The sequence below is a fragment of the Porticoccaceae bacterium LTM1 genome (assembly GCA_030252795.1).
Taxonomy (GTDB): Bacteria; Pseudomonadota; Gammaproteobacteria; order Pseudomonadales; family Porticoccaceae; genus SCSIO-12696.
This window is the reverse complement of sequence record CP127080.1, coordinates 2,476,424-2,496,110: the sequence shown is the minus strand read 5'-3', so window position 1 is coordinate 2,496,110 and position 19,687 is coordinate 2,476,424. Positions and strand designations below refer to the sequence as shown.

Sequence of the window (19,687 nt, the reverse complement as noted above, 5' to 3'; positions counted from 1 at the left end):
AGCAGCTATAGCTAACCCGAGCAGCAAGAGAAACACCGATCTAGCGCTGGGACGCTAAATCAACAAATAGGAAAGGTAATATGACTCCTACTATTAAATCGTTTCAGTATGGTAAGCACACCATTACTTTGGAAACCGGTCGCGTAGCCCGTCAGGCTACCGGTGCGGTGATCTGTTCTATGGACGACACTGCGGTACTTTGTACTGTTGTGGGTGCCAAGCAAGCCAAGCCCGGTCAGGACTTCTTCCCGCTGACCGTGAACTACCAGGAAAAGGCATACGCCGCTGGTAAAATTCCGGGCGGATTCTTCAAGCGTGAAGGTCGTCCTTCCGAGAAAGAGACCCTGACTTCTCGCCTGATCGACCGTCCGATTCGCCCGCTGTTCCCGGAAGGCTTCAAAAACGAAGTACAGGTTGTTTGTACCGTTATCTCTGCCAACAAAAACATAGACCCGGACATTCCGGCCATGATCGGCGCCTCTGCTGCGCTGGCGATCTCCGGCATTCCGTTCAACGGCCCGATCGGTGCCGCACGTGTTGGTTATAGCGAAGCAGAAGGCTACCTGTTGAACCCGACCTACAGCGAGCTGAAAGAGTCGCTGCTGGACATGGCCGTTGCCGGTACCAAAGACGCTGTTCTGATGGTTGAATCCGAAGCTAAAGAGCTGCCGGAAGACCTGATGCTGGGCGCTGTTCTGTACGCCCACCAGGAGATGCAAGCGGTTGTTCAGGTAATCGAACAACTGGCTGCCGAAGTTGGCAAGCCTCGCTGGGAGTGGGAAGCTGCACAGGTCAATGCCGAGCTGAAAGCAGCCCTGAAAGAGAAAGTAGGTGTCGACCTGACTGCCGCCTACACCATTACTGACAAGCAACAGCGCGTTACTCGCATCAACGAACTGCGCGACGCAGCCGTTGAGGCGCTGGCTTCTGACGAAGAAGGTGGCGTTGCCGCTGAGTCTGTAACCGACTACTTCAAGAAGCTGGAAAAAGAGATTGTTCGTGGCCGCATCATCGCTGGTGAGCCGCGCATCGATGGCCGCGACAGTAAGACGGTTCGTGCTATCGACGTAGAAGTTGGTCTGCTGCCAAATGTACACGGCACCGCCCTGTTCACCCGTGGTGAAACCCAGGCTATCGCTACCGCTACTCTGGGTGCGATTCGCGATGCACAGATCATCGACGCCCTGGAAGGCGAGCGTAAAGATCCGTTCATGCTGCACTACAACTTCCCTCCTTACTCGGTAGGTGAGTGTGGTCGTATGGGCTCTGCCGGTCGCCGCGAAATCGGTCACGGTCGTCTGGCTCGTCGCGGTATCGCGGCGGTACTGCCATCCGTTGAAGAATTCCCGTACACCCTGCGTGTGGTTTCTGAAATCACTGAATCCAACGGCTCCAGCTCCATGGCTTCCGTGTGTGGCGCTTCTCTTGCACTGATGGACGCCGGTGTTCCGCTGAAAGCGCCGGTTGCCGGTATCGCTATGGGTCTGGTGAAAGAAGATAGCGGCTTTGCCGTTCTCACCGACATCCTGGGTGACGAAGATCACCTCGGCGACATGGACTTTAAAGTAGCCGGTACCGCCAAAGGTGTTACTGCACTGCAGATGGACATCAAGATCGAAGGTATCACCGAAGAGATCATGGACATCGCTCTGGAGCAGGCTCTGCACGCTCGTCTGCACATCCTCGGCGAAATGAACAAGGTTATCTCTGTTGGTCGCGATGCCGTTGCTGAAAGCGCACCGCGCTTCCACACCATGAAGATCGATCCGGACAAGATCCGTGACGTGATCGGTAAAGGTGGCGCCACCATTCGCAGCATCACCGAAGAGACCGGTGCCTCCATCGACATCGAAGACGATGGCAGCATCCGCATCTACGCTGCAGACAAACAAGATCTGGACAAAGCAATTAACCGTATCGAAGAGATCACTGCCGAAGCTGAAATTGGCAAAATCTACGACGGTGTAGTTGCCCGTGTTGTGGACTTTGGGGCTTTCGTAACCTTTATGCCGGGTACTGACGGTCTGGTTCACATCTCCCAGATCGCGCAGGAGCGCGTTGCCCAAGTCAGCGACTACCTGCAGGAAGGCCAGCAAGTACGCGTTAAAGTACTGGACGTAGACGCTCGCGGCCGCATCAAGCTCTCCATCAAAGAGGCGCAAGCCGAAGAAGGTGGTGCAGCAGAGCAGCCAGCTGCTGAAACTGAGGCACCTCAGGGCGAGTAATCGCTTTAACAGGAGTTGAAAACTATCTACGTTGCCAGTGCGGCGTTAAAAACAGGCTCAAGATGCTCATTTATCATATATAAACTGCGCTCTTTCGCCTGTTTTTGCCTTGCACTGACTGCCTCGATAACGTTTTCAATAGCCTGTTAAGTTAGTTACGAAACGGAGCTTCGGCTCCGTTTTTTTATGCCCGGAAATTGCAGTGAATCGGGTATCATGTGCAGCAAATTAGAAGGAGTCCGCCATGACCTATCAACTCGATAAAGAACAGTACGAGCAGCAACAGCGGTTGCCTGCGGCCAAGCGATACGCCAACTTCCTGACCAAGGTAGCGGTCTGGGAAGAGGTGTGGAGCCTGCGCAATGACGACGGTTGGGTTGGGGTGAACTCCGATGGCGAAGAGTGCCTGCCAGTGTGGCCGCACCCCGACTTTGCCCAGAGCTGGGCAACCGATGATTGGTCAGATTGTCGCGCCGAAGCGATTCCACTGGACGTGTGGATGGAGCGTTGGCTGCCGGGTATGGAAGCGGACGGATCAATGATCGCGGTATTCCCGGTGGACGGCGTCGATGGTGGCACGGTGATTGACCCTATTGAGCTGTTTGATGCGATCAATGCCGAATTGGAAGCCCTGGCTGATGAAGAAGAGGAAGATAGCAAATGAGCCTGACCGGAAAACTGTTGGGCGACTGCGCCCCCTATATTTTTAATCTGGTGTATGACATTGACGTACGCATGGTGTTTATCGAAGTAATTGATGACCCGGAAAACGGTGAGCCGGATTTGCGTGTGGTATTTCCGGGAGTGCTGAGCTTTAGCGAGAAAAACCTGCAGAACAAAGTGGATGATGACACCATGGATGATGTGGTCAGTATCGAGCAGCTCGAGCAAGATAAAATCATCATTACCACCTATAAAAAACAGCTTACCCTGAAGGTGAGCGAAGAGCCGTTTGTGGAAGAAATTGAATAATTGCAGTTGTTAAATCAAAAGTCATGGAGACAAGAATGAAAACAATAATTACTGCTGTATTTATGTTGGTCTTTCTTGCTGGGTGTGGAAAATCTGAACACTCAAGCTCTGTCAGTGCAAAAAATATTGCCAAGGTTTCTGAGATAGCCGAAATCCAGAATGCCTACGAAGCCTGTATTAAACAGATGTATAAAGAGCTTGAAGAAGATAACCCTTCAACCGATGCCAGTGTGATGAAAGTGATGTATGAGGGTGCAGATCAGGCATGTTATTCGCTTGTCGTGACAACCTGTAAACGTGGCCTGGATGATGCAGGCTGTAAGACAGTATTACAGATGTACAAATAAGTAATAGTACGAATATCTCAGGGGTTGTGGTTAAAGAAGTATCGCAGCCCTGTTCTTTTTTGGCTGATCGCCAGTCTTCTCACGCTATAGAATGTGCTGCCGCAGACTTCTGTCTGCTGGGGTGACTAGAACTCAGGGCTACCAGCCTTTTCCTGTGTGCGCTTTCTGAAGCACATACTCGTGGCGCTGTCCAAAATGTATACATTTGTAAAGTTGGCTGATGAATTTAGTCAATTTTGGTATTTTGGGCTGCTTTACCGAGGGCCCCTTCATTGCTAGGGGGAATAGCACCCTCAATCTATCTGGGTAGGCCTTTGTCAGATCCATGGCCGATATCGGGAGTAACCATGAAAGTAACATCAATCGCGAGTCTGCTGCTAAGCGGATGTGTATTAACCGGATGTGTCTCACATACAGAGATCAATGTGGAGCAATTTGCCGCTGTTGGCGAGCAAAAGCAGCTGGAAAGATCTGTTCTGGAAGTTGTTCGTAAGGTAACGCCTGCATCTGTATCCGTTACTGCCGGCCAGGGCGGATTCAGCGCGGTGATCGTTAGCCCGGAAGGATATGCACTGAGTGCCGGACACGCAGTAAAGCCGGGCACCAAATACACCGTCACACTTGCAGATGGTCGCGAATTCAAGGCTGTTGGCTTGGGCTCAGAGCCCACCATTGATATGGGTTTGCTCAAGATTAGCGAGCCAGACAATTTGCCTGTAGCGGAGATGGGCTGGTCAGCCACCGTCAAATCCGGCCAGCCGGTTATCAGTATCAGCCATCCGGGTGGTGGGGATCAGGAGCGGGGCACTGTGGTTCGCTTAGGCTATATCGCGGATGTTGTAGCAAGTAACGGCATGATTCGCTCTACCTGCCTGATGGAGCCGGGTGATTCCGGTGGTCCGCTGTTTGATATGGAAGGCAGGGTAATTGCAGTTCACAGTCAGATTGCCGCCTCCCTGGATGATAACAAGGAAGTGGGAGTCGATAACTTCAGACGTTTCTGGGATCAGATGGTGAAAGCTGAAAGCTTCAAGCCATCTGATGTTTATCAGGGACAAGACTACGGTTTTGAATTCGAAGCGACTTCTACAGCTCGCAAGCAAAGATCCGGCAGGCCAAACTCCAATCGTGGTCAACGCGTTGATGTTACCTCTGTTGAAGAGAGTAGCCCGGTAGCTGCAGCGGGGCTTAAAGTCGGTGACCGTTTTGAAAGCATTAATGGTGAACGTGCTCGTACTTATGTTGAAGTGACCATGCTGCTGGAAAACGCCTACACCCTGCAGCAGTCCCATGCTGATGTGGTTGTGGAAAGAGATGGTGAAGAGGTCAGCATCAAGTTGCCACTGCCGGAAAATACCGCCGCTTACAATGCCTGGAGCGGTGATGTGCAAATCCTTCAATCCGAGCCACTGTCCCGTCCCGTTAATCCGGTAGCTGGAATTGACGAGATTCTCGAACCTGTAGCTGTACTGGAAGACCTGCTGGATGACAACACCGTAGAGGTCAGCAGTGAGAAAAATGACACTTCTACCGCTGCTCTGGCGACAATCATCAAGCGCGACAGCTGGTTCAGCTTTTCCACCTTGCTGGTAAGCAAAAGCTCACTGGTGGGTGAAAACGTAGCAATTGAATATCAGGATCAAACCCTGCCAGCTGAAGTTGTCAGCCGTGATGACGCCAACGATTTGGTGCTGCTGAAAGTGAACCGCAAGCTGAAAGGTGGCATTTCTCTGGAAGACATGGAAACAGCCCCGGCAGAGCGCGGTGAGTTCCTGATGTCGCCACACCCCAAATATAGCGGACGCTTTGGCGTGTGGGGTTCCAAGGTGTTCACTGCTGATAAGCGTGAAAGTGGCGGTTTCCTCGGGGTATTCATGGAAGAATCGGAAGGCAAGATTCTCCTGAACCAGATTAGCGAAGATGGCCCTGCTAAAGATTTTTTCAAGGCTGGTGACTTCATCGTTAAAGTGAATGGTAAGGCTGTTACCAAACCGAAAGAGCTGGCGAAAGAGCTATCCAGCTATGAACCTGGCGATATGGTTAAAATGGAAGCTGTTAGAGATGGAGAGACCTTCTCTGTAGAGCTGGCACTGGGTGTTCGCCCGGACAATGGCAAACATATTGCCGAGACCTTCCGCGGTGGTAAAAGCCTTCGTCGTGACGGTTTTGAAAAAGTGTTCAGCCACGACGCCCGTCTGCGCCCAGACGAGTGCGGTGGCCCGGTATATAGCATCGATGGCGAATTCCTCGGCATCAACATTGCTCGCCACAGCCGCACTCGCAGCTATGCGTTGCCAGCTGAGGTAGTGGCTGAGTTTGTAAAAGGTGCCCAGGCTGAATAAGTCAGGTATTTTTACATTTAAGAAGAGATACAGCTTTTAGCTAAAAGCTGTGTTTAAAGAAAAAGGCGAACTCTGTAAGGGGTTCGCCTTTTTTGTCTTTCTTGTTTCTGGCCATTCTTGCACCTCGTTAAATTCCCAACGAGATGCTTATTTTTTTGTGAGTATGTTGGCGGCTAAAAATTAAAAACAGTGTTCATCCGCAGGAAAAGTCCCTTCACGAACAGACTTTTTATAAGCTTCGATCGCCCCTTCAATAGAACCGGCTTCTGGCAGGAAGTTATGGGAGAACTTGGGCAGTCTTGCCGAAATGCCCAGCATATCGTGCAGTACCAGTACCTGTGCGTCAGTGTCAGGGCCGGCGCCAATTCCGATTACAGGAATGCTTAAAATTTCGGAGAGATGTTTACCTAATTCGGCGGGAATGCATTCAACCACCAGCAGATCTGCGCCGGCTTCTTCAAGAATTTGCGCGTCGGAAATTATTTGTTCGGCGCCTTCCTCATCGCGTCCCTGTACTTTGTAGCCACTCAGTTTGTTAACCGACTGTGGTGTCAGGCCAAGGTGGGCGCAAACCGGAATGCCGCGTTCGCTCAACATTAATACGGTCTCTTCCAGCCAGGCGCCACCTTCCAGTTTTACCATTTGAGCACCGGCCTGCATTAACACCGTGGCATTTTCCAGCGCCTGCTCTTCAGTGGCATAGCTCATAAAGGGCATATCGGCGATAAGCAGGGACTTGCTGTTGCCGTTGGCAACGGCGGCGGTGTGATACGCCATGTCATCAACGGTAACCGGTACTGTGCTTCCCTGGCCCTGGATCACATTGCCCAGAGAGTCGCCTACTAATAAAACTTCAATTTCTGCGGCTTCCATCAGACGCGCAAAAGTGGCGTCGTAGCATGTCAGAACGGAAAATTTCTCACCGCTCTGTTTCATTTCCTGCAGAGTCTGGATGGTAACTTTTTTCATGGTAAAACTCGTTTGGTTTCAAGCCGCAACAAGTTGCAGCCGTGAGGGTTAACGGTTGGCGTGTGGATTGTAATAGTGACGCCCCGACTTGATTCGGGGCAGGTAATCCACCAATGCGTCGAAATCCTGCTCGTTGTCGACAGGGTTGATTTCGGCGGCATTGATAATCAGTAGAGGCGCATCATCGTAGTAGTAAAAAAAGTGCGTATAGGCTTCATTAATCCGCGTCATGTAATCGGAGTCAATATGACGCTCGGCGGCAATTCCGCGGCGCTCTACCCGCTGCATTAATATGTCGCTGGGCGCTTGCAGGTAAATCACCAGGTCCGGCTTCGGTGCGTCGAGAGTGAGCTGGTCAAACACCTGTTGATAGAGTCGAAGCTCATCATCGTCGAGGGTGACCTGTGCAAATAGCGGATCTTTTTCGATCAGGAAGTCGGCCACTCTGACTTGCTGGAATATATCGCCCTGGCGAATGCCTTGTAATTGTTTTGCGCGCTGAAACAAAAAGTGCAGCTGGGTGGGGAGGGCAGCCGTTTGAGGGTCGCGATAAAAGCGCTCCAGAAAAGGATTCTGGTCAGCCAGCTCCAGCAGGGTGTCGTAGTTGAATCGGTGCGCCAGCTTTTTCGCCAGTGAGGTTTTTCCAACCCCGATCGGGCCTTCTACAGCGATATAGGAGGGTAGACCTGTCGGCAGCGTAACGCTTTGTTCCTCAATTGCCATGTCCACCGGGTTCTCCTTATGACGTTTGATTTACAGGCGCACAATACCGTCGGCGGGGCAGTTTGCCAATAGCTGACTGAGGGTAGTTCCATCGGGCATGTGCAGACCGTGAACTATATCTGCCAGTGGGATCAGTACGAAGTTCCTGTCCACCATACGCGGATGGGGTACTTCCAGTTCATCACTGGAAATCTGTTGGTCGTCGTAGAGCAGAATATCGATATCCAGCGTTCTGGCACCCCAGCGGATATTGCGCTCGCGCCCTTGGGACAGCTCTATGGATTGCAGGGCGTGCAACAATTCCAGTGGCGAAAGATCTGTTTCGATGGCGCAGACGCCGTTGACGTAATCCGGTTGTTCGCCGGGGCCGATCGCCTTGGTGCGGTACCAGGGTGAGACTTTTAACAGATCGGTTGCTGGCAGCTCGGCAATGGCGTGCAGAGCTTCCTCAACTTGCTGGCGAGGGTTGTCGAGGTTACTGCCAAGTGACAGGTAGGCAATGCTCATCAACTCTCTCCGCCGTTGTGCTTGCGCGGCTTGCGACGACGGCGACGTGGCTTGCGATCGCCATCATTGAGCGCCTGAACCATGGTGCGGCGTTTTTCTTCCCCGGCTTCCTGGAACAGGGTCCACCAGTTGCCAAGGCCACTGAGGTCCTCACCGGACTCTTCGCGCATTAATACAAAATCATAGGCCGCTCTGAAGCGCGGGTGTTCCAACAGGCGTTCGGCGCGTTTCCCGGCGCGTCGAGGCAGGCGGTCTTGCAAGTCCCAGATCTCTTTCATCGGTGTGGTAAAGCGCCGGGGAATAGCGATGTATTGCAATTGCTGTTCGATGGCCTGTGCAGCAGCATGTTGCTGCGCATAGGTGCTGGACTCGTTGTTGTGTCTGTTGCGGGCGCTGTACTCCTGCACTACCGGCCAGAGCATGGCGGCATAGATGTAGGCGGGTGTAACACGCTTGCCAATACGAATGCGTTGATCGGTGTTGGTGAGCGCCTGCTCAATGAAATTGTGCAATCGTTCGTCGCCATTATCCAGAAGGCTGTCTGTAGCCGGGAACAGGTATCTGAACAGGCCGTACTGACGTAGCAGGTGATAGCTGGCGAGTCCCTGACCGGACATAAGCAGCTTGATCACTTCATCAAACAGCCGGGCGGGTGCCACATCCCGTAACAGTTTTGCCAGTCGCTGAATGGGTTCGGCAGTGGCGGGTTCAATCTCAAAACCGAGCTTGGCAGCAAATCTGACTGCTCTGAGCATGCGTACCGGGTCTTCCCGGTAACGCTGTTCTGGCTCGCCGATCATTCTGAGTATGCGCTGCTCCAGATCTGGCAGGCCATCCGCATAGTCGTAGACGGTGTTGTCCTGGGGGTGGTAGTAGAGTGCATTAACTGTGAAGTCACGACGCGCTGCATCCTGGTCTATGTCACCGAAGATGTTGTCTCTCAACAGCATACCTTGTCTGCTGGTTTGTGAGCGCTTACTACTCTTGCTGTGCTCTCCATCATGGTGAGCGCGGAACGTGGTGACTTCAATCATTTCACGTCCCTGGTGGACGTGCACGATCTGGAAGCGACGACCCACAATGCGGGCACGCCTGAAGATCGACCTTACCTGCTCTGGGGTGGCATTGGTGGCCACATCAAAATCCTTGGGATGCAGGTCCAGAAGCAGGTCGCGCACACAGCCGCCAACTACGTAAGCTTCGTAACCCGCCTTGGTTAACCCTTCAACTACATTGAGTGCGCCATGGCTGATATCCCCAGGCTCTATGCCGTGGTGGCGTGCCTGAATGACGTGGGGGGCGTTGCTGCGAGGTGATTTCTTTTTAAGAAATTTTTTTATCCGCTTGAGCATGCAGAGGTAGTGACCCTGTGATTGGATTGGAACAGGAAAAATGAGCGGCCACTTTACCACAGATGGTCAGAATCTGCCTTAGGCCAGTGGGGTTTAGGTGAAAAGTAAAAAGTTGAAATGTAAAAAGGGAAGCCCGAAGGCTTCCCTTTGCATTAGCAGTTTCCCGCTTACATTTTAATTGGGGCCTACCCCCCCATTTATTCAGTGCAATCCATCCAATTTATATTGTTATGTTTATTGTTGTTATTAGAAGTGGTTGTTGTTTTTGTACTTAGTTGTTGTGCTTGTATATATGCATTACCTGTGCCAAAAACGGAATATCTTTATATTTCAATGGGTTATCCATTTTCTTCACTTGGGGTATGTCATAAAAGTGTCAAATTATGTTACCTATGTCTACAAATTGTTACATAAAGTGGTAACAGTTCACGTTTGTTCCACTTTGCGACGAGGAATGCCCAGCTTCTGGCGTCTCTCCCAAAGGCATTTGCGGCTGATCCCCAGTTTGCGTGCCAGTTCGGTCTCGCTCATCTGGTCTTGGTGTTCCAGCACGAAGTGGGTGAAGTAATCTTCCAGGGACAGCCCCTCATCCAGGTCTCCACTGCGATTACTCTTCAGGGGTTTAACCGTTTCGTCTTGCTCGTCATGCTGTTCCTCAATATCCACCAGGGCCAGGTTGATGCCAAGTAGCTGGTGGCCAATGTCATGGTTGCTGTCGCACAAGATCACTGCGCGCTGCAGGGAGTTCTCCAGCTGGCGAATATTGCCTGGCCAGCTGTAAGTGGTGATCGCCTGAATGGCATCGGGAGCCAGCTGCAGCTGTGGTTTATCGAATTTGTCGCAGAATTTATTCAGCAGGAAGTCGGCGATCTCAAGAACATCTTTCTCACGTTCCCGAAGGGGCGGTAAGTCCAGATTGACGACATTGATTCGGTAAAAGAGGTCTTCCCGAAAGTGGCCATCCTGACATAGCTTTTTGAGATTACGGTGAGTGGCTGCCACCAGACGAACATCCACTTTATGAGATTTGACCGACCCAATGGGGCGAACTTCTCCTTCCTGAAGTACGCGCAATAACCTCGCTTGTGCCTCGAGGGGCAATTCGCCGATTTCATCGAGAAACAGTGTGCCGCCATTGGCAGCAGTTACCAGCCCCTGGCGGGATTCGGAGGCGCCGGTGAACGCCCCTTTTTCGTGGCCAAACAGTTCCGCTTCAATCAGGGTTTCAGGGATCGCGGCGCAGTTAACGCAAATCAGAGGGCCATTCTGGCGCTTGCTTTCATTGTGAATGGCGCGTGCGGCGAGTTCTTTACCGGTGCCGGTTTCACCCAAAATCAGTACCGTGGCATCTGTGCTGGCGACTTTGTGAATGATGTTAAACACTTCTTTCATCGCCGAACTTTGACCGATCATGCCGCGGCTGGCATGAGTTGGTGAATCGAAGTTGCGATTGGGTTGGCGACCCTGAGCGTCAAGAATGCGCTTTACGGCATTGAGCATCTCGGTGTGATCAAATGGTTTTGGAATGTAATCCACTGCCCCCATGCGCATGGTATCCACCGCTGAGCGCAGGCTGGCATAACTGGTCATGATCAGCACAGGGACTTCGCCAGCCATTTTAATCAGGTCCGTACCGGGTGCTCCCGGCAAGCGCAGGTCGCTTATGATCAGTGCAAAATCGTTGAGCTGGAACTGGTTGGTGGCATCCTGAATATTGCGGGCTTCGCTGACATCATAGCCTTCGCGTGAAAGCAGTTTTTTCAGTGAAGAGCGAATTACCTCTTCATCTTCGACAATGAGAATTGGACGCATTGGTAACATCTGGTAACAAGGTGACCGACAAGTGTTACCTGATGAACCACGAAGATCAAGCCCTTGGCAAAATCACAGTGACTCGGGTGCCACTGTTTTTGGTAACGGGACTCTCAATGAGCAGGTCGCCTCCATAACTGCGCACCATGCTGTACACAAGTGAAAGCCCCAACCCGGTGCCTTCTCCAGCTTCTTTTGTGGTGTAGAACGGCTCCAGAACCTGTTCAAGTTTGTTGGTGGGAATGCCGCTGCCCTGATCGGTGACAGCAACATGCACTTCGTTTCCATGAGTTTGCGCAGATATTTCGATAGGTGCGCCTGGTTCACTGGCATCGCGAGCGTTGCTGAGCAGGTTCAGGAACACTTGAATCAGCTGGTGTGGGTCACTGCGCACCAGCAGGTCTTTGGCCAGCTGTACCTGACAGTTGAGACTGTTGTGTTGCATTTGCAGTTTCAGCAACTCAAGAGCCTGCTGAACAGTGTCGTACAGGGATACTGCTCTGGGTTGTATCTGGTGTTCGTTACCGGAACGGGAAAAGTCGATCATTGAGCGAACAATGCGGGTGATGCGCTCGGTCTGTGTGAGGATCTGTTGTGCGGCAGTGCGTACCTCTTCGTCTTCACTGTCCAGTTTAATGTCCTGGGCCAGGCAGGCGATACCGGTTACCGGGTTGCCGATTTCATGGGCGACACCCGCAGCGAGTCGGCCAACGGATACCAGTCGCTCGGTGTGAGCGAGTTTTCGAGTGCTCTGGAGTGGGGCTGTGACATCCTCGATCAGAATAACCTGCTCACCATTTTGCTGGCCACTTTGCTGAACAGCTGACTTATGCAGGTTGATCCACAGTGGGCGCTCCTGAATGCGGACCTCCTGGGCAAACAGGTGTAATTGTTTGTTGGTGGCCGCTTGCATTAATAATTCATTCCAGGGCGAAGGCAAGCTGTCGAGCGAAGTACCTATGGCATGGTCGATGGAAATGCCGGTCAGTTTGGCCAGTGCACGATTCCAAAGAACTACTTCACGGCTGTCATCAATAGCGCAGGCACCCAGAGGCAGCTGCTGAAGTATCTGCTGTTGGTGAATGCGCAACTTGTTTAATTCAGCGGCAAGGCCGGAGAGTTCGTTTTGATGTCTGGCCAGCTGTGATTCAAATGAGTAGAGGTTTTGCTGCCTTTCAATCTGCTCGCTCAATGGCATGATAAGCGCCATGAGTTGCTCGGCTTGTAAGACCCCAAGGGGCTTATAAAGAAATTTCTCCAGCTCCTCACGCAGCATGCGCCAATCAAGGGGGCGTAAATCATCATGTGACAGATTCAGTTTCTGGCGTGACAGTCTCAGCGCCTGATCAGCGGCTACTTCACCTATCCACTGGGAAAGGGACGTTTGTAATTCGTTCATATCGCAACTGTCAGATGCCAGGCGTTTTGGCGCTACAAGCTCGTCCAGCATGCAGGCCTGGGCATTCATGATTTCCGCCGAATCAGTTTGAGTCAGCCGGGATACCATGATGGCGATACAAAAGTTGAACGCCATGGATGTCATTAGCCAGTCAATCCAATACGAAATGCCAAAATGTATGCCCTGCTCATTACCGAAAGGGCTCCAGAAGCTGGTGCCGATGAATAACGGTATGAACAGTCCTGCAAACCATAAAATCAGCCCGCACGATAGCCCTGCGATAACGCCTTTCCGGTTGAGGAAAGGTACGTAAAGTGCCGCCAGGACTCCCGGAGTCAACTGCGCTACGCCGACAAAGCTGACCAGCGTCAGGGTAGTGATACTGGTGGTCTGTAACCAATGTGTGGCTATAAAAGCCAGTGCCAGTAATATCGCGGCGGCAAATTGCTGGTGGCGAGTGATCTTTTGCCAAAGTGTTTTTTGGGGAGACACGGGTAAGCGCAAACTGTATTGGGCAACTGGTTGGATCAAGGACTGGGATATGGTGATGGTGGCGACAGTGCAGATCATCAACCCTGCCAACGAAAGCATTTCATATAACCCTGAAACCTCCAGGCTGGATGCCAGGGCCAGTGGGTAAAGTTGTAGGGGTGTAGTCAGTTGCTGGGCGAGGCCTGCCCATATCAGCGGGAACATGGTTAAGGATGCCACCAGGAGTAGCAATGGCAGTAACCAGCTTGTCAGGGTGGTGCGCTGGCGGGAAGCCCCGGCTTCTGACTGCTGATGGTAGAAATGCGGTAGTGTCAGGCTGGCCAGCAAAAACAAGCTGATCAGTCCGTAGTTATATTCAGAATTATGGGTTAACTGCACCTGCCCCCTTTCCCTGGCCCAGTAATCCATCTCTGCAGCGCTGCCAAAAACCTGCACGATGATAAGGATGGTTGCAGCAATCAGTGTGACAAGGGCCAGTAATACGCCTATGGCGAGGATTAATTTGAGTTTGGTCTGTCGTTTCGGGTGACACCCCAGCCAGGTAGTGATGGCGACCACTAAAATTGTATACATGCCAGCACTGAGGCTGTTCTCTGCCGGAATTAATGGCTGTTGAGAGAGAATTTGTCCGGCGATCAAAAGTTGGCCGGAAAGTAATGGCAGGCAGCTGGCTAGCAGGGTGAATGTCGCTAGTGGCCCGATTATCTTTCCGCGGTAACGGTAACTGAACAAATCGCTGAACGTGGTTAATTGACGATCATGTGCTGCCCATTGCAGTGGGCGGATAACCATAGGGCCAAACAGAAAAAGGACACTGAATACAATGATTGCCAGAATGGCACTAAACCCGAATCGTCCACCCATCTCCGGAAGCCCAAAAAACATAATCGCCCCCAAGCCACCAAATAACAGCAGTGATTGCAGTGTGGGGTGAGTGTGCAGTTGTCGTTTGGCTATGGGTGTCATCAGGAAGTAGAGGGCCAAAAGCACCGCCAGAAACAGTGTGATCAGGTAAGTATTCATGGTGGTGCTAGGGCCTTTGTCTTCGATGCATCAGCAAGGCGGCAATAATCATTACCAACCAGGCGAGATAAGGGCGTAGCCAGCTACCGCCAGGTTCGGTGATCCACTGGAAGGCCAGTGGGGACACCACGCATGCCAGCAGGATAAGCAGGGCGACAAATCGATAATTGAGCATGGTTGGATGGTAAAGAAGGGCGTCTGTTTACGCAATTGGTGTTAACAGGCCCTAATAGCCCTTAAGCAGTTATCAAAAACCGGCTGGTGCCGGAATTTCCGAACCGGTGGGAATCTGTTGGCGGTTCCAGTGTGTGCTGGCCCAGTCCAGCAGTTCTGTGCAGTTGCCAAACTCCAGCTCTTCAGGGGGGGAGTGGTTCAGCCAGTGCAAGGCGATTAACAGGTTGTGAAAAGCCTGGTCTGCTTCAATTGCGGAAGCGAAATTCTGCTTGCTCAGCTTTTGGCCATCCGGATTAATGGCAACGGGAATATGGCCATATTCCGGAATAGCTTCGTCAGCGCGAAGCAGTTGCATTAAAAAAATCTGTCTGGGAGTGGAGTTCAACAGGTCGCTGCCGCGAATCACGTGGCTGATATTCTGAAACAGATCATCTACTGCGCAGGCCAGCTGGTAGGCAAACAGGCCGTCCCGACGCCGCACGACAAAGTCGCCCTCCACGCTGAGATCCCATTGCTGAGGCCCCTGCCAAAGGTCATTGAACTCGATCGCCGGATACATTTCGGTGTTTACCCGCAGGGCAAAGCTGGAATCATCGGGCAACGTTCGCTGACGGCAGTGGCCGTTATAGCGTCCGCCCATGGCCTTGATGTCCTGACGAGTGCAGTCGCAGCGATAAACCAAACCATCGTCTTGCAATTGTTGTAATGCTGCGAGATAGGCGTCATCGCGATTGCTTTGATAAAACACGCTTCCATCCCAGTACAGATGATGCGCTTCGAGTTGCGACAAAATAGTATCGGCCGCCCCTGCTACCTCCCGTGGCGGGTCGATATCATCAATGCGCACCAACCATTGGCCACCCACATGGCGGGCATCCAGATAGCTCGCCAATGCGGCGACCAGGGATCCAAAATGCAGTGGGCCGGATGGAGTAGGGGCAAATCGCCCTATGTAATTGGAGTGGGACACAACAGCTTGCCACAGGTAAAAGAAAGGGCGGTATTACCGCCCTTTCAATAGATCGCAATCAATCAGCCGCCGACAGTCTGGCGCTCTTTGATTTCGTCGAGGGTTTTGCAGTCCACACACAGGTTAGCGGTGGGACGTGCTTCCAGACGACGAATGCCGATTTCGATGCCACACTGATCGCAGAAGCCATAATCGTCAGCTTCAATACGCTCTATGGTGCTGTCGATTTTCTTGATCAGCTTGCGCTCGCGATCGCGAGTACGCAGCTCCAGGCTGAACTCTTCTTCTTGGGTGGCGCGGTCTGCAGGATCCGGAAAGTTGGCCGCTTCGTCTTTCATGTGGGTAACAGTGCGGTCGACTTCTTCCATCAACTCCTGTTTCCAGGCACGCAGCAGAGCCTTGAAGTGCTCTCGCTGCTGTTCATTCATGTACTCCTCGCCTTTTTTCTCTTGATAGGGTTCATATCCGTGAAGAGATACTGAGGTGGTTGCGGATTTTTTGCTGGGCATCACTCTTTTCCCGTTTCCCGTTGTTCTGTAAAACAGCCGTTTATAGATGGGCTGGCGCTAATTTGCAAGCATAATTGCAGATGATTGTTACATCCTTGCGGTTTCTGAAGCAGCATTTAGGGGTTAGACTGCACTTTTACGGTTTATTTCAATAAGGACTCAAAACCCGATGCGATTTGCACGCAGGACCGAAACCATCCGTTCATTCAAGGCTATGGATATTCTGGCGGCCGCCGTCAGGCTCCAGGAGCAGGGGCGAGACATTATCCGAATGGAAGTAGGGGAGCCAGCATTTCCGCCTCCACAGCCGGTGGTAGAGGCCGCCCAGAAAGCATTGCTGAGTGGACGCAACGGTTATACGCCAGCCTGCGGCATAATGCCTCTGCGCGAGGCGATTGCCGGCCTCTATCAGCGTCGCTACGGCGTGGTGATAGATCCACAACGGGTGATTGTCACAACCGGTAGCAGCGCGGCGCTGGGCATGGTTTGCGAGCTGCTACTTAATGCTGGTGATGGCTTGTTGTTGTCTGACCCTGGTTACCCGTGTAATGCCAATTTTGTGCGTCGGCTGGAAGCTGAGCCCCAACTGGTACCGGTCGAGGCCGCCAATAATTTCCAGCTTACTGCCGAGTTGGTGGAGCGTTACTGGCAACCCAATACCCGGGGTGTGATGGTCGCTTCGCCAAGTAACCCTACCGGTGAAATTATCACCCGCGACAACCTGATTGAGCTGCACCAGTTCACGTCACAGCGAGATGCAGCTCTGGTGGTGGATGAGATCTATCACGGCCTCACCTATGGCGACCTTGATGTGCCTTCGGTGCTGGAACTGGCTGACGATGCCTATGTGATCAACAGTTTTTCAAAATACTTTGGCATGACCGGTTGGCGACTGGGTTGGGCCGTGGTGCCGGAAGATGCTGTTGAGCGTATCAATAAGCTGGCACAAAACTTTTATATTTCCTGTCCAAGCCTTTCACAGCACGCCGCTTTGGCGGCATTGACTCCGGAAACGGAAGCGATATTAGTGGAGCGCCGTGAAGAGTTTCATAAACGCCGCGATTTTCTGGTGGCTGGTCTTCGCAATATTGGCTTTCGAATTGATCACCTGCCGGCGGGTGCTTTTTACGTATATGCGAACGTTTCTGACCTTACAGACGATGGTGAGGCACTGTGTTGGAAAATGCTTAACGAACAGGGTGTTGCTTTTACGCCGGGGACGGACTTTGGTGAACACTTGGCCAATCAATATGTTCGCTTTACCTACACTGAGACAATGCCTCGCCTTGAAGAAGCGTTGGAGCGATTGGCTAAAGGAGTGCAGAGCCTGTGAAGTTTGATCCGCCATTGGAAAGTGGCATTTTATTAAAACGCTATAAACGTTTTCTGGCCGATGTTAAACATGAACAGGGTGAATTTACTATTCACTGTCCCAATACCGGTTCGATGAAAAACTGTCTGGCGGAAAACGGTAAGTGCTGGTTTTCTCGCTCCGACAACGCAAAGCGAAAATACCCCTGTACCCTGGAAATTACTACCACACCGGACGGGCACCTTGCGGGGGTCAATACGGGGCGGGCTAATAGCCTGGTTCGCGAAGCTATTGAAAATGGCGTAATTGCCGAACTGCAGAATTACGAACATATTCGCAGCGAAGTGAAATACGGTGAAGAAAACAGCCGCATCGATTTTTTGCTGGAGCGTGATGGCGAGCGTTGTTATGTGGAGGTGAAAAACGTCACGCTTGGAATAGGTGATGGACTTGGCCTGTTTCCCGATGCAGTCAGCACTCGTGGCAGTAAACATTTGCGGGAGCTCAAGCAGATGGTAGAGCAGGGCCATCGTGCGGTACTGCTTTTCTGTGTGCAACACACTGGTATTGATCGTGTTGCTCCAGCAGATGAGATCGATCCGGAATATGGCGCTACGTTGCGTGAAGCGGTTGCGGCGGGTGTAGAAGTGTTGGCTTATCGAGCATCGCTTTGCGCTGAGGAGATCGTGCTGATGGAGCGAATTCCGTTTGAATGCCAGTGAAAAATCTTGACTGAATTGGAGGCGGTGGTTCAAATATCCCCTTCTCCCGGAACATCTGATACACCGGTCTTCAAAGCGTTACCTCTATTACATTCCTATACTTTCCTTTGTCATCACGAATATTGAAAAATATTCGTAGGTATTGTTTTTGGTACGTGTATGTAATGTGGCGACTCAGAACGAGAGTGGAATGGTAGTTGGCGATCAGGACAATATCGTTGCTTTTGCCGGTAAAAAAGAAGAACGAAAACAGTTGCTTGCGCGCATGTTTCGTGAGCATGGGCAGGTGTTGCGTGCGTTTTTGTTGGCGCGTATGGGCGACAGTCCAGACGTGGATGATATTATGCAGGAAGTATTTCTACGTCTTTCGCGAATGGAAGATATTGATGGTCGTTTGTCCCATGAATTTCGTGAAAATCGCTCATTTATCCTAACGATAGCCAACAACCTGGTTGTAGACCTCTCTCGCAGCAAAGTTATTCGTCGACGCTACCAGCAGTCCGAACAAGGGTTGGATGGTGAAAAGCAGGTAGAGGCTACACCGGAAATAATTGCTGATTACAGAGAGCGGCTTGAGCAGGTGGAGCGGGCTATTTTAAGTCTGCCGCCGGTATGGCGAAAAGCTTTTGTGATGAACCGTTTTAAGCATTTAAGTTACAGGCAAATTGCTGTCGAGATGGGTGTATCCCCCAGATCGGTAGAAAAATACATAGGACACGCATTAGCCAAGATTCGGCGGCTAGTGGGTGCCCTTGAGGAGATTGAATAATGGCGACATATAAAGCGAATGGAGAAATCGCTAAACGTGTGGCAGAGGACTTTGCCCGGATTCTTTCTGCGGAAGTGAAAGAAGAAGAAGGACGTCAGTTATTCGAAAAGCAGTTGAAAGATAGTCCTTACAAAGAAGAGTTTGAGACGCTTGGAGCACTGCTTGCTGATATTGAGTCTTTAGGCAATTCAGAGCGAATTCTAAGCATTGCAGATGCGCCTCTTCCACCTGTTTCTGAATCCGGATTTAAATTTTGGAAGGGAGTGGCGATTGCGGCAAGCCTGCTACTGATGATGGGAGTTGGCTTCTGGGTGATGCACGGAGAATTTTTGAGGGAGACGCCTGAGGGGCGTATAGACCGATATCTGACAGCTATTGGCAAGCAGCGGGAGATAGCCCTGTCAGATGGTACTCAGGTTGCTCTTAATACAGGATCAGAATTACTGGTTAGCCTCACAGATGGACAGCGCTCATTAACACTGGTTCGAGGCGAAGCATATTTTGATGTGGCCAGAGACCCCGAGCGGCCTTTTACGATTGATATTGGCGATCAGGTTATAACGGTGTTGGGTACTGCATTTGGTGTTAGACGTGATCCTGGCAGTATCACTATCGCGGTGGAGCAGGGGAGGATTGTGGTTCACAAATCTGGTGAGGCTGTCTCGGAAAATGTTTCTTCTGAGCAATTGGGATCAGAGTCCATCGGGAAATTGCCTGCTTTTTCACAGTATGTTTTAGAGCAGGGTGAGCAGTCGATTTACAATGATGATGCCGGGACAGTAGAGTTGTCGCGTTACGAATCGACACAGAAAGTGGCTGAGTGGCGCAGCGGCCTTCTAACCTTTAATCAGGAACCGTTATTTGATGTAGTAAAAGAGCTTAATCGTTATTCAGGGAAAAAAATTCTGATAGAAGACAAGTCAATTATTGATCTTCCTATCTCTGGGGTAATTCGAATTAATCGTATTGATGTGGCTGTACGTGGTCTTGAGGTTACCTCTAACATAAAAGCGAGACACTATTTTGATAGGATCGTTTTAGAGTCGAATTAAGGGTCTCCATCTAATG

General features: G+C 51.5%; 17 protein-coding genes. 9 read left to right on the top strand and 8 right to left on the bottom strand.

Going from position 1 to position 19,687, the window contains the following annotated elements; all coding sequences use genetic code 11:
• Positions 1-80: 80 nt before the first annotated feature.
• The 5 genes from pnp to QP938_10840 all read left to right on the top strand — a co-directional run bounded on the left by pnp (position 81) and on the right by QP938_10840 (position 5,886).
• Positions 81-2,225 carry a polyribonucleotide nucleotidyltransferase gene (gene pnp / locus QP938_10860; protein ID WIO73790.1) on the top strand — a complete coding sequence of 715 codons (2,145 nt, stop codon included), beginning with the start codon at positions 81-83 and terminating at the stop codon, positions 2,223-2,225.
• Positions 2,226-2,469: 244 nt separating this feature from the next.
• The gene (locus QP938_10855; protein WIO73789.1) at positions 2,470-2,889 is read left to right on the top strand and encodes a DUF2750 domain-containing protein; all 420 of its coding nucleotides are present in this window, start codon (positions 2,470-2,472) and stop codon (positions 2,887-2,889) included.
• Positions 2,886-3,197 carry a hypothetical protein gene (locus tag QP938_10850; protein ID WIO73788.1) on the top strand — a complete coding sequence of 104 codons (312 nt, stop codon included), beginning with the start codon at positions 2,886-2,888 and terminating at the stop codon, positions 3,195-3,197. Before QP938_10855 ends, QP938_10850 begins: the two co-directional genes overlap by 4 nt.
• A 35-nt stretch (positions 3,198-3,232) precedes the next feature.
• Positions 3,233-3,544 (top strand): hypothetical protein, encoded by a 312-nt coding sequence (locus QP938_10845; protein WIO73787.1) that lies wholly within the window; start codon positions 3,233-3,235, stop codon positions 3,542-3,544.
• Between the two features lie 347 nt (positions 3,545-3,891).
• Positions 3,892-5,886 carry a trypsin-like peptidase domain-containing protein gene (locus QP938_10840; GenBank protein ID WIO73786.1) on the top strand — a complete coding sequence of 665 codons (1,995 nt, stop codon included), beginning with the start codon at positions 3,892-3,894 and terminating at the stop codon, positions 5,884-5,886.
• A gap of 180 nt (positions 5,887-6,066) precedes the next feature.
• On the opposite strand, the gene panB is transcribed toward QP938_10840, so the two are convergent.
• The 8 genes from panB to dksA all read right to left on the bottom strand — a co-directional run bounded on the left by panB (position 6,067) and on the right by dksA (position 15,816).
• Positions 6,067-6,855 carry a 3-methyl-2-oxobutanoate hydroxymethyltransferase gene (gene panB / locus QP938_10835; protein ID WIO73785.1) on the bottom strand — a complete coding sequence of 263 codons (789 nt, stop codon included), beginning with the start codon at positions 6,853-6,855 and terminating at the stop codon, positions 6,067-6,069.
• Between the two features lie 48 nt (positions 6,856-6,903).
• Positions 6,904-7,578: a deoxynucleoside kinase gene (locus tag QP938_10830; protein WIO73784.1), complete on the bottom strand. Its 675-nt coding sequence runs from the start codon at positions 7,576-7,578 to the stop codon at positions 6,904-6,906.
• 30 nt (positions 7,579-7,608) lie between these two features.
• Complete coding sequence (gene folK / locus QP938_10825) at positions 7,609-8,085, bottom strand: 2-amino-4-hydroxy-6-hydroxymethyldihydropteridine diphosphokinase (protein ID WIO73783.1); 477 nt, start codon at positions 8,083-8,085, stop codon at positions 7,609-7,611.
• A complete protein-coding gene (gene pcnB, locus QP938_10820; protein ID WIO73782.1) occupies positions 8,085-9,437 on the bottom strand; it encodes a polynucleotide adenylyltransferase PcnB in 1,353 nt (450 codons plus the stop codon). Before pcnB ends, folK begins: the two co-directional genes overlap by 1 nt.
• Before the next feature lie 426 nt (positions 9,438-9,863).
• Entirely contained in the window at positions 9,864-11,249 is a 1,386-nt protein-coding gene (locus tag QP938_10815) for a sigma-54 dependent transcriptional regulator (protein ID WIO73781.1), read from the bottom strand.
• Between the two features lie 55 nt (positions 11,250-11,304).
• Positions 11,305-14,163, bottom strand: a complete 2,859-nt coding sequence (locus QP938_10810) for an ATP-binding protein (GenBank protein WIO73780.1) — start codon at positions 14,161-14,163, stop codon at positions 11,305-11,307.
• A 247-nt stretch (positions 14,164-14,410) separates the two neighbouring features.
• Positions 14,411-15,307 (bottom strand): tRNA glutamyl-Q(34) synthetase GluQRS, encoded by an 897-nt coding sequence (gluQRS, locus tag QP938_10805; protein WIO73779.1) that lies wholly within the window; start codon positions 15,305-15,307, stop codon positions 14,411-14,413.
• A gap of 62 nt (positions 15,308-15,369) precedes the next feature.
• On the bottom strand, positions 15,370-15,816 hold the full coding sequence (gene dksA, locus QP938_10800) for an RNA polymerase-binding protein DksA (GenBank protein ID WIO73778.1): 447 nt from the start codon (positions 15,814-15,816) through the stop codon (positions 15,370-15,372).
• Between the two features lie 169 nt (positions 15,817-15,985).
• On the opposite strand from dksA, the gene QP938_10795 reads away from it, so the two are divergent.
• From QP938_10795 to QP938_10780, 4 genes are all read left to right on the top strand, one after another.
• Positions 15,986-17,149, top strand: coding sequence for an aminotransferase class I/II-fold pyridoxal phosphate-dependent enzyme (locus QP938_10795; protein WIO73777.1), 1,164 nt, complete (start codon positions 15,986-15,988; stop codon positions 17,147-17,149).
• Positions 17,146-17,850 (top strand): DNA/RNA nuclease SfsA, encoded by a 705-nt coding sequence (gene sfsA, locus QP938_10790; GenBank protein WIO73776.1) that lies wholly within the window; start codon positions 17,146-17,148, stop codon positions 17,848-17,850. Before QP938_10795 ends, sfsA begins: the two co-directional genes overlap by 4 nt.
• A gap of 166 nt (positions 17,851-18,016) precedes the next feature.
• A complete protein-coding gene (locus tag QP938_10785; GenBank protein WIO73775.1) occupies positions 18,017-18,619 on the top strand; it encodes an RNA polymerase sigma factor in 603 nt (200 codons plus the stop codon).
• A complete protein-coding gene (locus QP938_10780) occupies positions 18,619-19,671 on the top strand; it encodes a FecR domain-containing protein (protein ID WIO73774.1) in 1,053 nt (350 codons plus the stop codon). Before QP938_10785 ends, QP938_10780 begins: the two co-directional genes overlap by 1 nt.
• Positions 19,672-19,687 lie beyond the last annotated feature (16 nt).

Coding starts and splice junctions, on each gene's coding strand:
- pnp (WIO73790.1), top strand. CDS start 81: ATGACTCCTACTATTAAATCGTTTCAGTATGGTAAGCACACCATTACT.
- panB (WIO73785.1), bottom strand. CDS start 6,855: ATGAAAAAAGTTACCATCCAGACTCTGCAGGAAATGAAACAGAGCGGT.
- QP938_10830 (WIO73784.1), bottom strand. CDS start 7,578: ATGGCAATTGAGGAACAAAGCGTTACGCTGCCGACAGGTCTACCCTCC.
- QP938_10780 (WIO73774.1), top strand. CDS start 18,619: ATGGCGACATATAAAGCGAATGGAGAAATCGCTAAACGTGTGGCAGAG.
- dksA (WIO73778.1), bottom strand. CDS start 15,816: ATGCCCAGCAAAAAATCCGCAACCACCTCAGTATCTCTTCACGGATAT.
- QP938_10840 (WIO73786.1), top strand. CDS start 3,892: ATGAAAGTAACATCAATCGCGAGTCTGCTGCTAAGCGGATGTGTATTA.
- QP938_10795 (WIO73777.1), top strand. CDS start 15,986: ATGCGATTTGCACGCAGGACCGAAACCATCCGTTCATTCAAGGCTATG.
- QP938_10845 (WIO73787.1), top strand. CDS start 3,233: ATGAAAACAATAATTACTGCTGTATTTATGTTGGTCTTTCTTGCTGGG.
- QP938_10810 (WIO73780.1), bottom strand. CDS start 14,163: ATGAATACTTACCTGATCACACTGTTTCTGGCGGTGCTTTTGGCCCTC.
- pcnB (WIO73782.1), bottom strand. CDS start 9,437: ATGCTCAAGCGGATAAAAAAATTTCTTAAAAAGAAATCACCTCGCAGC.
- QP938_10855 (WIO73789.1), top strand. CDS start 2,470: ATGACCTATCAACTCGATAAAGAACAGTACGAGCAGCAACAGCGGTTG.
- folK (WIO73783.1), bottom strand. CDS start 8,085: ATGAGCATTGCCTACCTGTCACTTGGCAGTAACCTCGACAACCCTCGC.
- QP938_10850 (WIO73788.1), top strand. CDS start 2,886: ATGAGCCTGACCGGAAAACTGTTGGGCGACTGCGCCCCCTATATTTTT.
- QP938_10815 (WIO73781.1), bottom strand. CDS start 11,249: ATGCGTCCAATTCTCATTGTCGAAGATGAAGAGGTAATTCGCTCTTCA.